Here is a 13,646-nt window from a genome sequence, read left to right as displayed (position 1 = left end):
TCCAAACGGCTCCGGATATGAACCCGGGGCTGTCTTCAACTATACAGCCTCACGGCATCTCCTCGATTTCAGCCAACAGCCATTGGCGAAACACCTTCATGGACGCCGTCTCCGCTCGCGATTTCAAGCGCGTCAGCCAGTAGCTGCCGGTCATTGCGGTAATCCGGAACGGCTGCATGATCCTGCCGGCTTCGATGTCATGGGAAAACATGGCGACCGGCACCAACGCGACACCGACGCCGCGTGCTGCAGCCTCCACCAGCGTCAGCGACGAATCGAACATCCAGCCACGAAGATGCGGTGGCGGCAGGCCCGCCGCCCTGAACCAGAGCGACCATTCATCGACCCGATAGGATCGCAACAGTTCGACATCGACGAGATCGGCAGGCGTACGCAATCGCGCGCCGATATCCGGCGTGCAAACTGGGGAGAGTGGCGCATCCATAAGATGGATCGCCTCGGTTCCATGCCATGCACCGTCACCGAAGCGCAGGAAGAAATCCAGTCCGTCGAGCACCATGTCGGCTCGGTTGTTGTTGGTCTTCAGGCGCAGATCGACATGGGGATGCTGCGCCTTGAAACTGCCGAGGCGCGGCAGGAGCCAGCCGATCGCGAAAGTCCCGACGACGCCGACCGTCAGGATCTCGGCGAAATTCCCCTCCTCCAACTGGCTGAGCGTGGCGCTCATGCGGCGGAAGGCGTCCGTCAGCACCGGAAGCAACGCATGCCCCTCGTCGGTCAGCGCGAGGCCGCGTGGCAGGCGCTTGAAGAGGGTCACGCCCAGCACGTCTTCCAACGCCTTGACCTGATGGCTGATCGCCGTCTGCGTGACCCGAAGCTCCAGGCCAGCCCGCGTAAAACTGCCATGCCTCGCCGAGGCCTCGAAAACCCGCAGCGCGTTCAGCGGCAGTTGGGAAATGTCCATTTGTGTCCTAAGGCCAAGTTTTTCTCATGTCTAAGCCCAGAATTGATCGTTTGTCTAGGGCAGAAACCAGAGCCATAGTCTGCCTCGCACGGTGATTTGCCACACCCCAATGACCTCCACGGGCTGATAGGCGCACCGTTGCCCAACGCAAAATCGAAGTGGAAACAAGATGACGATCTTATTGTCGCGCCGGCAAAGCCTTGCCGGCAGCTTGCTTGCGCTGCCTGTACTGGCAGGGCTGAGCTCGGTTGGACGTACTGCAGACGATAATACAGGCGAGGCGCAGCTTGCCGCGCTCGAAAGCAAGCATCCAGGCCGCTTCTGTGTCAGCATTCTGGACATGGCAAGCGGCAGGCGCATCGAGCACCGCGCCGGCGAGCGCATTCTCATGTGCAGCACGTTCAAGGCGCTGGCGGCAGCTCTCGTGCTTGCTCGCGTCGACAAGGGAGAAGAGAAGCTCGACCGACGCATTCATTACAAGAAGAGCGATCTCATCGACTATTCTCCGGCCACCAAACCCAATGCCGGAGAAAATGGCATGACCGTTGGCGAACTTTGCGCAGCGGCCGTGACGCTCAGCGACAATACCGCGGCCAATCTGCTGCTCGCGAGCTTTGGCGGCCCGGAGGCAATTACGACCTTCTGCCGCAGCATAGGCGACGAGATCACCCGCCTGGACCGCACCGAGCCCACGCTGAACTATCACGACACACCGAACGATGAGCGCGACACGACGACAGCTTCGGCGATGCTGGAAAACCTGCAGCGGCTTCTGTTCACCGATGTGCTGACGCCCGCCTCGCGATCGCAGCTCGCGGCCTGGCTGATCACCAACAAGACGGGCGACGCCCGCCTGCGCGCCGGGCTTCCGAAGGATTGGCTGGTGGGCGACAAGACCGGAACAAATGGCAACAAACACGGCAATGCCAACGACATCGCGGTGCTATGGCCAACGAAGCGCGCGCCCATCATCGTGACGGCCTATTGCGAGATCCCCGCCATCGCAGCTGACGAACGCAACGCCATCATTGCCGAAATCGGCCGCATTGCCGCGGCGATCTGAGAACATACGCCCCGGATAACAACCGCCACCAATCATCACCTCTTTTTCGACCGTACGATCCTGCACGGTCGATCATCACAATGAGGATATCATTTTGAATATACGTACCAATTCTTTGCAGAAGATCGGCTTCGTCGCCAGCTGCCTTTTCTATGGCGTCGGCGCACAGGCTGCCGACGGCAATGACCAAGATCGGCTGGAGCGGGCCGTCAACGAGATCGTCCGCCCGCTGATGAAGGAAAACGATGTGCCGGGCATGGCGATCGCGCTGACCGTCAAAGGCAAGCGTTATGTCTTCAACTATGGCGTCGCCTCGAAGGAGAGCGGCCAGAAGGTGACGAGCGACACGATCTTCGAGCTCGGCTCTATCAGCAAGACCTTTACGGCAGCGCTCGGCTCCTACGCTCAAGTCCGTGGAAAACTGTCCTTTTCCGACAAGGCGACGAAATATATGCCGGAACTTGCGGGCAGCAGCTTCGACAGGATCAGCCTGCTCGATCTCGCCACATACTCGGCAGGCGGTCTGCCACTGCAGTTTCCCAGCGACGTGACGGATCAGGACAAGATGGTTGCCTATTATCGCAAATGGCATCCCACCTTTGCGCCCGGTACGTATCGGCAATATTCCAATCCCAGCATCGGCCTATTCGGTTACCTGGCAGCGCAGGCCGTCGGAGAGCCGTTCGATACGCTGATGCAGGAAAAAATTCTTCCTGGTCTTGGCCTCCGTCACACCTATGTCCGCGTTCCACCGGCTGAGATGGCCAATTATGCCTATGGCTATTCCAAGCAGGGCAAGCCGATCCGCGTCAACGGCGGCGTTTTCGATACGCAGGCCTATGGCATCAAGACTACCAGCTCCGATATGCTTGCCTTTCTTGAAGCGAATATGGGCGAAGCAGAGCTCGACGATAAGCTTCAGCAGGCCATCGACGCGACGCATGTCGGCTACTACCGCGTCGACAACACGACGCAGGCGCTCGGTTGGGAGATCTATGCCTATCCAACGACGCTCGCCCGGCTGCTTGCCGGCAATTCGTCGGACATGGCATTTGAGCCGCATAAAATCACCCGGCTCGACCCGCCTCAGCAGCCGCGCAAGGATATCCTGCTCAACAAGACAGGCTCAACGAACGGTTTTGGTGCATACGCTGCCTTCATACCAGCCAGACAGGTCGGCATCGTTTTGCTTGCAAACCGGAATTTTCCGATCCCTGCACGCGTCGCGGCAGCCTACAAAATCCTGACAGCCGTCGAGGACATGCAGGGATCCAATGCGGTCCAGTAAAGAGCTGCTATGAGGATTTAATTGCTTCAACAAACGGCCGGCCTTGCGAAGTATCGAGGCCGGCCACCGTCATTTATCGATTGCCGGAAGACCGTCGCGCGGCAACATCAGCTTGGGAGGCTTCCGTTCCGTTGAAGAATTCCTGCAGAAGGCGGGTAATGCGCTCTGGTGGTGTACCCTTTGCATATTCTTCCTGCATCCGGCGTCTGACCAATATTTCTAAGACTGACATGTCTTTCACCTCATATATCCGGCGCAAGGAAAATGTCGCTCTCAATGGCGCGGGAGGCAAGTTACAGTTTTTTCATAATCTTAGCGGCGCGACCGAAGAAGCTCTGATCTTGCCGGTATCGCATTCCACCCGAAGCGGAGTTTACCGAAGCGTGATCAATCTGCCACTTGCCAAATCCCGGCTCATCGTAGAATTGAAAGCGGCCAATCGGTCGGTTGTTTGCGCTTCCTTAACTTCCGTGCTTTAGCGGGCCACACCCCGACCATTGGATGATGTCGCCTGCAAGGAATGAATAATGCCCATAAAAAAAAGCTCCGCCTCTGACGTTTTCCAGCGCAAGATTTCAGATTTTTGCGATCTGCGGCTCAAGCCGCTGCTTCAGCCGCGTAGCTTCGAGAATATCAAAGGCTTCATGATCGGCCTTATCGTTTTCCAATCGCGCCCTCCTCTCCGGGCAGGACGTGTGGATTTCCAGGAAATAGCCTCTCTCTGCGGCATGGACGAGGAAATGAGCCCCGAGTTCAAACGGGCCGCCCAGCCCGGCTTCGATGCGATTCTTCGCTGGCTTGGGGCGCCGAAAACCAGCACGGCACGGAAGCCCCCCGTCGCCACGAAGCTCCCTTTAAGAGTTCCCGCCAAGCCTATTTCTGCACGGCCTCTGCGTCGTATGGCTTCCTAAAATGAACTGCGTACCGGCCATGATGGCCGGTACGTCCTTTAACTGCCTCGTCGGCAGAACACAAAACCCCACACAGCTTCGAGTACCGATCCAATCGGCAACGCCGGCAGGCAGGACGCAGCCCCATCTCGTCCGCGACCGGTTTTGTTCCGACGCGACGAGTGGTTGGCGTCCGCCGAATGCTTTGAAGACCGGCGAACCGGGCGTGACAGCTGGGTAAGATTGGCGAGACTGTCGATGCTTACCAATGTGGATACACCTTCAGGCAGCAATTGACTATCAATTCTATAGAGAAAGGAATGAAGAAGCGACGACCTCTTCAAAAATGAAATGCCTTTTCTCGAAGACCGGCTTTTAATGCGGCATCGTGGCGCCAAATGAAATCGGAGCCCGCCCATGAACGCGCAACTGCACCATATCAACGCCACGCATCCTAAGGCCACCGTGTTGGAGACTGAACAGCAGGCGCTGGCCGTCGCGCAGGAGCTGGCCCAGCGTTTTGCCGCCACCGCCTCGGAGCGCGATAGCGAGAGGCTGCTTCCCTTTGTCGAGATGGATGCGCTGGCACAATCCGGGCTCTTGGCAATTACGGTTCCCGAGGAGTATGGCGGCCTGGATGTCTCCAATGCCACCTTGGCGGAGATCACGGCGACACTCGCCCAGGCCGACGGTTCGATCGGACAGATCCCGCAGAACCACTTCTACATTCTTGAAGCCTTGCGCGTCGATGGTTCGGAAGATCAGAAGCGCTATTTCTTCGCGCGCGCATTGGCCGGCGATCGCTTCGGCAACGCTCTTTCCGAGCGCGGCACGAAGACAGTCGGGCATTATGATACGCGTATCACCCGCGATGGTCCGGGCTATCGCATCAATGGCCGCAAGTTCTATTCGACGGGCGTCCTCTTCGCCGATTGGGTCACTGTCTTTGCGCTCGACGAAGCCGACAAGCTGGTCATGGCCTTCGTCCCGAAGGGAACGGAAGGCATCGAAATCATTGACGATTGGGATGGCTTCGGGCAGCGCACGACCGGCAGCGGCACCACGGTCCTCAACAATGTCTACGTGAATGCCGACCATGTTGTTCTTCACCACAAAGGCTTCGAACGGCCGACGACGATTGGCTCCGTCGGCCAGATCATTCATGCCGGCGTCGATCTCGGCATCGCTCGGGCAGCCTTTGCCGAAACGCTTGATTTCGTGAAGACCCGGTCGCGCCCCTGGATGGATAGCGGTGTAGAGCGGGCGAGCGACGATCCGCTGACAATCGCCAAGGTCGGGCAGATCGCCGTCCGGCTGGAAGCTGCTACCGCGACCGTCGAGCGCGCCGGCCGCAAGGTCGATGCCGCCCAGGTCGAGACAACAGAAAAGAGGGTGGTCGAGGCGACGCTCGCGGTAGCGGCCGCAAAAGTGCTGACAACGGAAATTGCCATCGAAGCGAGCAACACCTTGTTTGAGCTCGCCGGCACGGCCTCGGTCAAGCTCGATCTCAATCTCGATCGCCACTGGCGCAATGCCCGCACGCATACGCTCCACGATCCGGTTCGCTGGAAATATCACGTCGTCGGCAATTATCACCTCAACGACGTCATCCCGCCGAAAAACGGCGCGCTTTAACGGATAGACGAAAGCCCCGTCGCCGGCGACGAGGCTTTCACATAATCAAAGGCACATATCCACAGCGCCACGCTGAAGCCAATTAGTGCCGATCCATATTGGTTTCCATGGGCTGACCGGCTGACATCGCGAGACTTTCCAGACCGGTTGCAACGACCGATACCCTGAATACCCCGTCGAGAGTCTTGTCGAAGATGGCACCGACGACGATATCGGCATCCGCAAAGACTTCGTCGCGGATGCGGCTGGCGGCCTCATCGACCTCGAACAGCGTCATGTCCGTTCCGCCGGAAATGGAGATCAGCACGCCGCGCGCGCCCTTCATGCTCATGTCGTCCAGAAGCGGATTGGAGACTGCGGCATCTGCCGCTTTCAATGCGCGGCCCGGTCCTGAAGCTTCGCCCGTTCCCATCATCGCACGTCCCATTCCCCGCATCACGGATTTGACATCGGCGAAGTCGAGATTGATGAGACCTTCCTTGATGATCAGGTCCGTGATGCAGCTGACGCCCGCATAAAGGACGCGGTCCGCAGTCACAAAGGCGTTTGCGAAGGTGGTCGTGGCGTCCGCAATGCGAAACAGGTTCTGATTGGGAATGACGATAACGGTGTCCGCACTTTCGCGCAGTCGCTCGATGCCCTCGTCGGCCGTGCGCATGCGCCGGTTGCCCTCGAACGTGAAGGGCTTAGTGACGACGCCGACCGTGAGGATGCCCGCCTGCCGCGCGACCTGAGCGATGATCGGCGCGGCGCCCGTACCGGTGCCGCCGCCCATTCCGGCCGTCACGAAGCACATGTGCGTGCCCTGGAGATGATCCATGATCTCATCGATGGATTCCTCGGCGGCGGCTCGTCCGATTTCCGGCAGGGAGCCTGCACCGAGGCCCTCCGTCACCTGTGCGCCAAGTTGAATGCGCCTGGTCGCTTTGGACGTCGCAAGCGCCTGCGCATCCGTGTTTGCCGCGATGAATTCAACGCCCTGAAGTTGTTGCGCGATCATATTGTTGATCGCGTTGCCGCCGCCACCGCCGACACCGACGACAGAAATCTTCGGTATCACCCCGGAAAGTGGTGCGCGCGTGTCAGCCATGAAGGACTCCATTGGATCGATTTCATTCTCAATCGAGATCGCCTGCCCTTCTGGAGGTTGAAAACGATTCGTGAGCGAAGAGATCCTAATGAGGAACGTGTGCGGATTGCGGCATGCGCCGGCAACCCTCCACAGAATAATGAGTTGAGCACAGGATTTGTAAGCCGGATATTGAAACATCAATCATCCAGCATTGATTAAAGGCCACAATCGGTGAGCCTGCTTGAAGCTGTGGTGTGCTCCAACCCTGGCCCACACCACACCAGATATAATGACGCTGACCGATCTTGAGTACAGGTGGAGTCAGCACCAGCGCAGCGTAGATTATGAGCCTATGCCCTTTTTAGACTGCGCCACGTCCTCGCCCTCGTGTCAGCTGTAAAGACTGACTTCGGGAATCCGGTCGTTCAAAACGAATTCGCCAACCTCCTTGGCCTTGTAGAAGACCGGATCGTGCAGCGTGTGCGTCCGTACATTGCGCCAGAAGCGGTCGAAACGATATTTCTCCGCGGTCGAGCGCGCTCCGGTGAGTTCGAAGACGCGCGAGGTGATATCGAGTGAAACATGGGTCGCATGCACCTTCGCCGCATAGGCTTCGGCTGCTGCCTCGCCGCGCTCGCGTGCCGTTGCCCTGCTTCCTCCCGCAAGCGCCTCCTGCACCGTTGCCGCAGCGCTGTCGGCCAGCGCAGCGGAAGCCTTCAAGGCCGCAGTGAACTCGCCGACACGCTCGAGAATATAGGGATCGTCCGATGCACGTTCGACGCCGGATGTGACCCACGGTCGAGTCGTGCTGCGGACATAGTCGACCGCCTCTCGCAAAGCGCCTTCAGCCGTGCCGAGATAGAAGTTCACGAAAACGAGCTGAATGAGGGGTGTGTTGAAGGTTGCGAGCACCGGCGCTTCGCCGCCGACGGTTGCCGCCCTATCCAGATCCTCTTCGTAGACGGGAAAATCGTGGAATTCGACGCTGCCGCTGTCCGACAGTCTCTGGCCGAAATTGTCCCAATCGTCATTAGCCTTGTAACCCGCCCGATTGGTCGGAACGGCAAAACCGACGATCCCATCATCAAGAGCGGCATTGGCGTTGATGTAATCCGACACGTGGGCGGCGGTGGAGAAGGATTTGCGGCCGTTCAGGACATAGCCATTGCCGCGGCGCGTCAATACGAGGCCCGGATCGCGCGGATTGACGGCAGCACCCCAGTAGAGGCTGTTTGCCACCGTCTTGTTGCCGAGCTCCTGCGCACGCGCCTCCTCGAAGGCCCAATAGACATATTGGCTGTTGACGTAGTGATAGCCGAGAAGCTGGCCAATGGAGCTTTCGCCGCGCGCAAGGATGCGCACCAACCGCAAGCCATCCACCCAATCGAGGCCGCCGCCGCCAACCTGCGCAGCATGCAAGGCGTTCAGCAAGCCCGCATTCTTCAGCTTGACGATTTCGCCGAGCGGTGGACGACCTTCGCGATCAAGTTCTGGAGCGCGCTTGGAAAGATCGGCGGCAATCTCTTCCGCTCGGGCAAAAAGGTCTTCCCGCGTGGCGTTTCGACTGCCCGCAAAGACGACGTTGGACTGACTCATTATATGAACTCCGGTTCATGGACGTAGTCCGGCGAGATTAAGAAATTCTCGCCGGGATCGTGGACAGCTGCTTAGAAAAGCTTCTCCGGTATCCAGCTGGCGGTTACCGCGTCGCTCGTGTTGAAAGCAGGAACTTTCTTGGCCAGTTCCTCGATCGTCCGGACATTGGCGGCGCGAAGTCCCTCCTGCGTCAGCAGCGTCGGCTTGACGGTGATCTGATGCGGAACCTCTTGGCCCGCCACCTGCAAAGCGGCGGCTCGGATGGAAACCGCACCGACGACGGCTGGATTGGTCGCCACCGTCGCAACCCACGGGCTACCCGGTTCGGTTATTTCCTGAATGTCGGCCGTCGATACGTCAGCGGAATAGATCTTCAGCCTGCCCGTGATGCCGAGATCCGTCGCGGCAAGCTTCACGCCGCGCGCGAACTCGTCATAGGGTGCGAAAACGACTGATATGTCGGGATTGGCCGTCAGCGCCGCCTTTGCCTGGTCCGCAGTCGAGGTCGCCGTCGTATCGCTGACATTGCCGAAGCGAGCCTTTTCAACAACCCCTGCATTCTGCTTCTTGAAAGCGTCCCAAACCTCGTTGCGGCGATCGAGCGGCGCAAAGCCGGCGACATAGACATAACCTGCCTTGAAGCTGCTGCCGTTGTCCTTGACGGCCTGCTTCAGGGCAAGATCGGCAAGCTCATGATCGCTCTGCTCGACCTGGGGGATCTTGGGATTGTTGAGATTGACGTCGAAGGCAACGACCTTGATGCCCTTGTCGAGCGCCTGCTGAACGACATCGCCGAGAGATTCCGGCAGGCCGTGATCGATAACGATGGCGGAGACACCAAGATTGATCGCCTGGAGGATCTGTTCGCGCTGCGCAGCCGCATCCTGGCGGCCGGGGAAGACGCGCAGATCGATGTCGAGCGCCTTTGCCTGAGCTTCCGCGCCGGCCTGATAAGCCTGGAAGAAGTCGCCGGCCGATATGTAGCTGATCAAGGCGATCTTCACGCCGCCCTTATCAAAGGGGGCGGGAGCGCCACTCACACCGCCAGCCAGCGCAGCCTGCGTAAGAAGAAGAGGAGCAACGGCCGTTAGGGCAAGCCGTGTGAGAAATTTCATTGTCGCGATCCTCACGATCAATCGGAAGCGTCGTCTGACGGAATGATGACCCTGCGACGCATGCAATTATTTAGATATAAACTCTATGTTTTTAGTAGATTAAATCATCTGATTTTACCCGCCTTCGGAGATTCTTTGTTCGCGACGGGAAGGCTTGGCGGCAAGGGCTTGCCTAAAAGATCGCGCAATCTCGCGGGCAGTCCACGCGGGTCTATGGCTGAGGGGCGATAGACCGGCATCCGAAAAAGTGACCATAAAGCTAACGATCATTACGCGGGCTGTGGAAACCCGATCTGTACATTAGAAAGGCAGATGACGGAAATTTCCCCTGCCACCCCAGTTTTGGAAAAATGTTCCTCCCTTAAGTCACTTAAATCTACCTATTTTATATTCTATTGGCATTTATGAATTGCTGGAGAGGATGCTTTCATGACCAAGGGACAGACGACCGGCCTAGGACGCCGGGATATTCTTAAACTGACGGCGGTTGCCGGAACGGCGCTCGCGGCTTCAAGCATTCTGTCGAAGACCGCCGCCGCTGCCGACGACGCATTGTCGTTGAAAGGCAAGCGGATCGCTATCAGCGCGACGGGAACCGACCACTATTTCGACCTTCAGGCCTACAATGCGCAGATTGACGAGGTGAAACGGCTGGGCGGCACGCCGATCGCCGTCGATGCCGGCCGCAACGACGGCAAGCTTGTCTCGCAGCTGCAGACGCTGATTGCGCAGAAGCCGGACGCCATAGTCCAGATCCTCGGCACGCTGAGCGTCATCGATCCCTGGCTGAAGAAGGCCCGCGACGCCGGCATTCCCGTTTTGACCGTCGATGTCGGCTCGACCAATTCGATCAACAACACCACATCGGACAATTGGGGTATCGGCAAGGACCTGGCGCTGCAGCTCGTCTCCGATATCGGCGGCGAAGGCAATGTCATCGTCTTCAACGGCTTTTATGGCGTAACGCCCTGCGCAATCCGCTACGACCAGCTCGTCAATGTGGTCAAATACTTCCCGAAGGTGAAGATCATTCAACCAGAACTTCGGGATGTCATTCCGAATACGGTTCAGGACGCCTTCACGCAGATCACCGCCATCCTGAACAAATATCCGGAGAAGGGCTCAATCAAGGCGATCTGGTCGGCCTGGGACATTCCCCAGCTCGGCGCCACACAGGCGCTCGCGGCCGCTGGTCGTACCGAGATCCGCACCTACGGCGTCGACGGCAGCCCGGAAGTGCTGCAGCTCGTTGCGGATCCCAATTCGCCAGCCGGGGCCGATGCAGCCCAGCAGCCAGCGGAAATCGGTCGCACGGCCATCCGCAACGTCGCCAAGCTGCTTTCGGGGCAAACGCTGCCACGCGAAACCTATGTTCCTGCCCTCTTGGCAAACAAAAGCAATGTCGCCGACGTGATCAAGACGCTCGGCATCGGCTGACGTGCAAACCGGCGATGCGGATTTTCCCGCATCGCCTCTCGAAAGGCGAAGGGCCTCTTTCATGACCGCAGCCGAGCATGTGACCAAAGCAGACAACACGTCGCACATCCTGCGCTTCGACGACATCGTTAAACGTTTCGGCGGCGCGCAGGCGCTGGCCGGAGCGTCGCTTGCCATCAGGCGCGGCACCGTCCATGGGCTTGTCGGCCAGAACGGAGCGGGCAAATCCACCTTGATCAAGCTGCTGGCAGGTCTGCACATCCCGGATGAGGGACGGATCGAGATCGAGGGGCAGGTCTATGAGCGCCTGGCGCCGCATCTGTGCGAAGAGCTCGGCATTCATTTTATCCATCAGGATCGGCTGCTGGTCCCAACCTTCACTGTCGGAGAATCGCTTTTTCTCGGGCGAGAGACCCGCTTCGGCAAGACACCGTTCCTCGACCGCAGCGCCATGCAACGGCGGGCCGCAGAACTCCTTGCCAATTATTTCGGCGTCGATTTGCCAAAGAACGCGCTGATCAGCGAACTGTCGACAGCGGAACGGCAGATCGTCCAGATCACCCGCGCGCTGCTGCACAAGCCGAAGATTCTCGTTTTCGATGAGCCGACCGCAGCGCTAGTGCGCCAGGAAGCTGAGATCCTGTTCCGCCTCATCCGCCGCCTGCGCAGCGAAGGCGTGACCATTATCTACGTCTCGCATTATCTCAATGAAATCGAGGCCTTGTGCGACGATGTTACGGTTCTGCGCAATGGTGTCGATGTCGCGTCTCTGAGGGCAAGCGAAATCTCGGCAGGCAAGATTGCCAACCTGATGGTCGAACGCGATATCGCCGACATGTTTCCCAAGCGGCAAGTCGAACTAGGGAATGAGATACTCAGAGTCAGGAATCTCTCGGCAACAGACCGCTTTCACGATGTCAGCCTCTCACTGCGTCGCGGCGAGATCCTCGGCATTACGGGCTTGCTCGGCTCGGGGGCAAAGGATCTGGTTCGCACCCTCTTCGGGTTGCAGGCGGCAACAGGTGGGACGATCGATGTCGATGCGCGTGGCCTGAAGCTGCGCACCCCGGTCGAAGCCGTCGATCATCAGATCGCCTTGGTGCCGGAGGATAGGCGCGGCCACGGCGTAGGCCTGGAGCTCAGCGTCCGTGAAAACATCACACTGTCGAGCCTGAGCCGCTATACCCGTTTCGGCTTTCTCAACCGCAAGCGAGAAAGCGCCGACGCCGACGAGCTGATCAAGCGGCTGCAAATCAAGACGGCTGGGCGCGAGGTACTGGTGCGGACACTCTCAGGCGGCAACCAACAGAAGGTGGCGATTGCCAAATGGCTGAGCCGCCATTCGGAAATCTACCTGCTCGACGAGCCGACCGTCGGCGTCGATATCGGCTCGAAGGTCGAAATCTACACTTTGATCGGCGAGCTTGCCGCCCGCGGTGCCGGCGTAATCGTGCTGTCTTCGGATCTTCAGGAGCTTGTCGGCATCACCGACAGGATCCTTGTGCTGTTTCGCGGTCGCGTGACGCGCGAACTCATCTCCTCCGAGACGACAACGGACGAAGTTCTGTCGGCATCGACCGGTGCCTTGGAAGGATTGCGCCATGTCGGCTGACGTTCAATTTGCCTCCCTACCCGAAACTTCGACGACAAAGGCGTCGCCGGCCAGCGGCAAGCTTGCCGCTGCCGCCGCCTTGCGGTTCGGTTCGTTGCTTGCCTTCGCAGCCATTCTGGTGATTTTCGCGGCGACGGCGCCCTATTTTCTGACGGTCGGCAATATCGGCAACGTGCTCGGACAATCGGCCATTTCGGGTGTTCTCGCCATCGGCCTCACGATCGTCCTGATCGCCGGCGGCTCCAATGTCGTCACCGGCGGCATCGATCTCTCGCTTGCCGCCAATATGGGGCTCAGCGCCGCAGTTTACGCAACCCTCATCCAGCTCGGTTTCAGCGATGTGGTCGCCGGGGCGGCTGCACTGGCCACCGGGCTGGCGATCGGCATCGTCAACGCGCTGGCGATCGTTTTTGCGGGCATTGTGCCGTTGCTCGCGACGCTTGCCGTGATGAATGTGGTCGCCGGGCTGGAGCTGGTGCTGACCCAGAATACCGTGCTTCCGGCCTCGACAGACCTTCTCACCGCACTTTCATCGTCGGACGGGTTTGGCATTCCGATCCTCGCCTATGTGCTGATCGGCTTTACCATCGTCGCGACGGCGATCGTGCAATTCACCCCGCTTGGCCTCAGGCTTTATGCCGTCGGCGAGTTTCCCGAGGCCGCACGCGCCGCCGGCCTGCCGTTGAAGAGCCTGGTTGCGGGGGCGTTCGTGGCGAGCGGATTCTGCGGTGGAATCGCCGGCATCCTCTCCGTCGCCTATCTCAGCGGCAGCACCACCGGCTCCGGCGAGATGCTGCTTCCCGTCGTCGTCACCGCATTGCTCGGCTCGGTGTTTTCCCGCCGGCTCGTGCCGACCATTGGCGGCACGCTGATCTCGACACTATTCGTCGGCTTTCTCATCAATGGCTTCCAGTTGCTCAATCTGCCGAGCACGCTGGTCAGCGGCGTTCAAGGTCTTCTGATCCTCATCGTGGTTTCGGCCACCACACTGCTTCGCAAACGGGAGATCTGAA

The 13,646-nt window shown here is 59.1% G+C and carries 11 protein-coding genes; 7 read left to right on the top strand and 4 right to left on the bottom strand.

The features are described from left to right. Window positions 1-49 precede the first annotated feature (49 nt). Window positions 50-925 (bottom strand): LysR family transcriptional regulator, encoded by an 876-nt coding sequence (locus tag FHX05_RS17815; RefSeq protein ID WP_112603813.1) that lies wholly within the window; start codon window positions 923-925, stop codon window positions 50-52. A 169-nt stretch (window positions 926-1,094) separates the two neighbouring features. Here FHX05_RS17815 and bla point away from each other — a divergent pair, with 169 nt between their 5' ends. From bla to FHX05_RS17795, 4 genes are all read left to right on the top strand, one after another. Further along, window positions 1,095-1,988 (top strand): class A beta-lactamase, encoded by an 894-nt coding sequence (gene bla / locus FHX05_RS17810; protein ID WP_183873374.1) that lies wholly within the window; start codon window positions 1,095-1,097, stop codon window positions 1,986-1,988. A 94-nt stretch (window positions 1,989-2,082) separates the two neighbouring features. Further along, window positions 2,083-3,276: a class C beta-lactamase gene (gene ampC, locus FHX05_RS17805; protein ID WP_210294902.1), complete on the top strand. Its 1,194-nt coding sequence runs from the start codon at window positions 2,083-2,085 to the stop codon at window positions 3,274-3,276. 527 nt (window positions 3,277-3,803) lie between these two features. Then, window positions 3,804-4,187: a hypothetical protein gene (locus FHX05_RS17800; protein ID WP_112337267.1), complete on the top strand. Its 384-nt coding sequence runs from the start codon at window positions 3,804-3,806 to the stop codon at window positions 4,185-4,187. A gap of 396 nt (window positions 4,188-4,583) precedes the next feature. After that, entirely contained in the window at window positions 4,584-5,801 is a 1,218-nt protein-coding gene (locus FHX05_RS17795; protein WP_183873372.1) for an SfnB family sulfur acquisition oxidoreductase, read from the top strand. 82 nt (window positions 5,802-5,883) lie between these two features. On the opposite strand, the gene ftsZ is transcribed toward FHX05_RS17795, so the two are convergent. From ftsZ to FHX05_RS17780, 3 genes are all read right to left on the bottom strand, one after another. Then, window positions 5,884-6,891 carry a cell division protein FtsZ gene (gene ftsZ, locus FHX05_RS17790; RefSeq protein WP_112415136.1) on the bottom strand — a complete coding sequence of 336 codons (1,008 nt, stop codon included), beginning with the start codon at window positions 6,889-6,891 and terminating at the stop codon, window positions 5,884-5,886. A gap of 372 nt (window positions 6,892-7,263) precedes the next feature. Beyond that, on the bottom strand, window positions 7,264-8,469 hold the full coding sequence (locus FHX05_RS17785; protein WP_112603825.1) for an acyl-CoA dehydrogenase family protein: 1,206 nt from the start codon (window positions 8,467-8,469) through the stop codon (window positions 7,264-7,266). 71 nt (window positions 8,470-8,540) lie between these two features. Beyond that, entirely contained in the window at window positions 8,541-9,584 is a 1,044-nt protein-coding gene (locus FHX05_RS17780; RefSeq protein ID WP_183873370.1) for a substrate-binding domain-containing protein, read from the bottom strand. A 429-nt stretch (window positions 9,585-10,013) separates the two neighbouring features. On the opposite strand from FHX05_RS17780, the gene FHX05_RS17775 reads away from it, so the two are divergent. From FHX05_RS17775 to FHX05_RS17765, 3 genes are all read left to right on the top strand, one after another. Continuing rightward, window positions 10,014-11,021, top strand: a complete 1,008-nt coding sequence (locus FHX05_RS17775) for a sugar ABC transporter substrate-binding protein (protein ID WP_183713974.1) — start codon at window positions 10,014-10,016, stop codon at window positions 11,019-11,021. A 61-nt stretch (window positions 11,022-11,082) separates the two neighbouring features. Further along, entirely contained in the window at window positions 11,083-12,633 is a 1,551-nt protein-coding gene (locus FHX05_RS17770; RefSeq protein WP_112604045.1) for a sugar ABC transporter ATP-binding protein, read from the top strand. Next, window positions 12,623-13,645 carry an ABC transporter permease gene (locus FHX05_RS17765; protein ID WP_183873368.1) on the top strand — a complete coding sequence of 341 codons (1,023 nt, stop codon included), beginning with the start codon at window positions 12,623-12,625 and terminating at the stop codon, window positions 13,643-13,645. The genes FHX05_RS17770 and FHX05_RS17765 overlap by 11 nt, the downstream gene beginning before the upstream one ends. Window position 13,646 lies beyond the last annotated feature (1 nt).

The sequence above is a fragment of the Rhizobium sp. BK491 genome (assembly GCF_014194925.1).
Classification (GTDB): domain Bacteria; phylum Pseudomonadota; class Alphaproteobacteria; order Rhizobiales; family Rhizobiaceae; genus Rhizobium.
The sequence above is the reverse complement of the archived record's forward strand: the minus strand, read 5'-3'. Positions and strand labels throughout refer to the sequence as shown.

Coding starts and splice junctions, on each gene's coding strand:
- FHX05_RS17800 (WP_112337267.1), top strand. CDS start 3,804: ATGCCCATAAAAAAAAGCTCCGCCTCTGACGTTTTCCAGCGCAAGATT.
- FHX05_RS17765 (WP_183873368.1), top strand. CDS start 12,623: ATGTCGGCTGACGTTCAATTTGCCTCCCTACCCGAAACTTCGACGACA.
- FHX05_RS17785 (WP_112603825.1), bottom strand. CDS start 8,469: ATGAGTCAGTCCAACGTCGTCTTTGCGGGCAGTCGAAACGCCACGCGG.
- bla (WP_183873374.1), top strand. CDS start 1,095: ATGACGATCTTATTGTCGCGCCGGCAAAGCCTTGCCGGCAGCTTGCTT.
- FHX05_RS17770 (WP_112604045.1), top strand. CDS start 11,083: ATGACCGCAGCCGAGCATGTGACCAAAGCAGACAACACGTCGCACATC.
- ftsZ (WP_112415136.1), bottom strand. CDS start 6,891: ATGGCTGACACGCGCGCACCACTTTCCGGGGTGATACCGAAGATTTCT.
- FHX05_RS17795 (WP_183873372.1), top strand. CDS start 4,584: ATGAACGCGCAACTGCACCATATCAACGCCACGCATCCTAAGGCCACC.
- FHX05_RS17815 (WP_112603813.1), bottom strand. CDS start 925: ATGGACATTTCCCAACTGCCGCTGAACGCGCTGCGGGTTTTCGAGGCC.
- FHX05_RS17780 (WP_183873370.1), bottom strand. CDS start 9,584: ATGAAATTTCTCACACGGCTTGCCCTAACGGCCGTTGCTCCTCTTCTT.
- FHX05_RS17775 (WP_183713974.1), top strand. CDS start 10,014: ATGACCAAGGGACAGACGACCGGCCTAGGACGCCGGGATATTCTTAAA.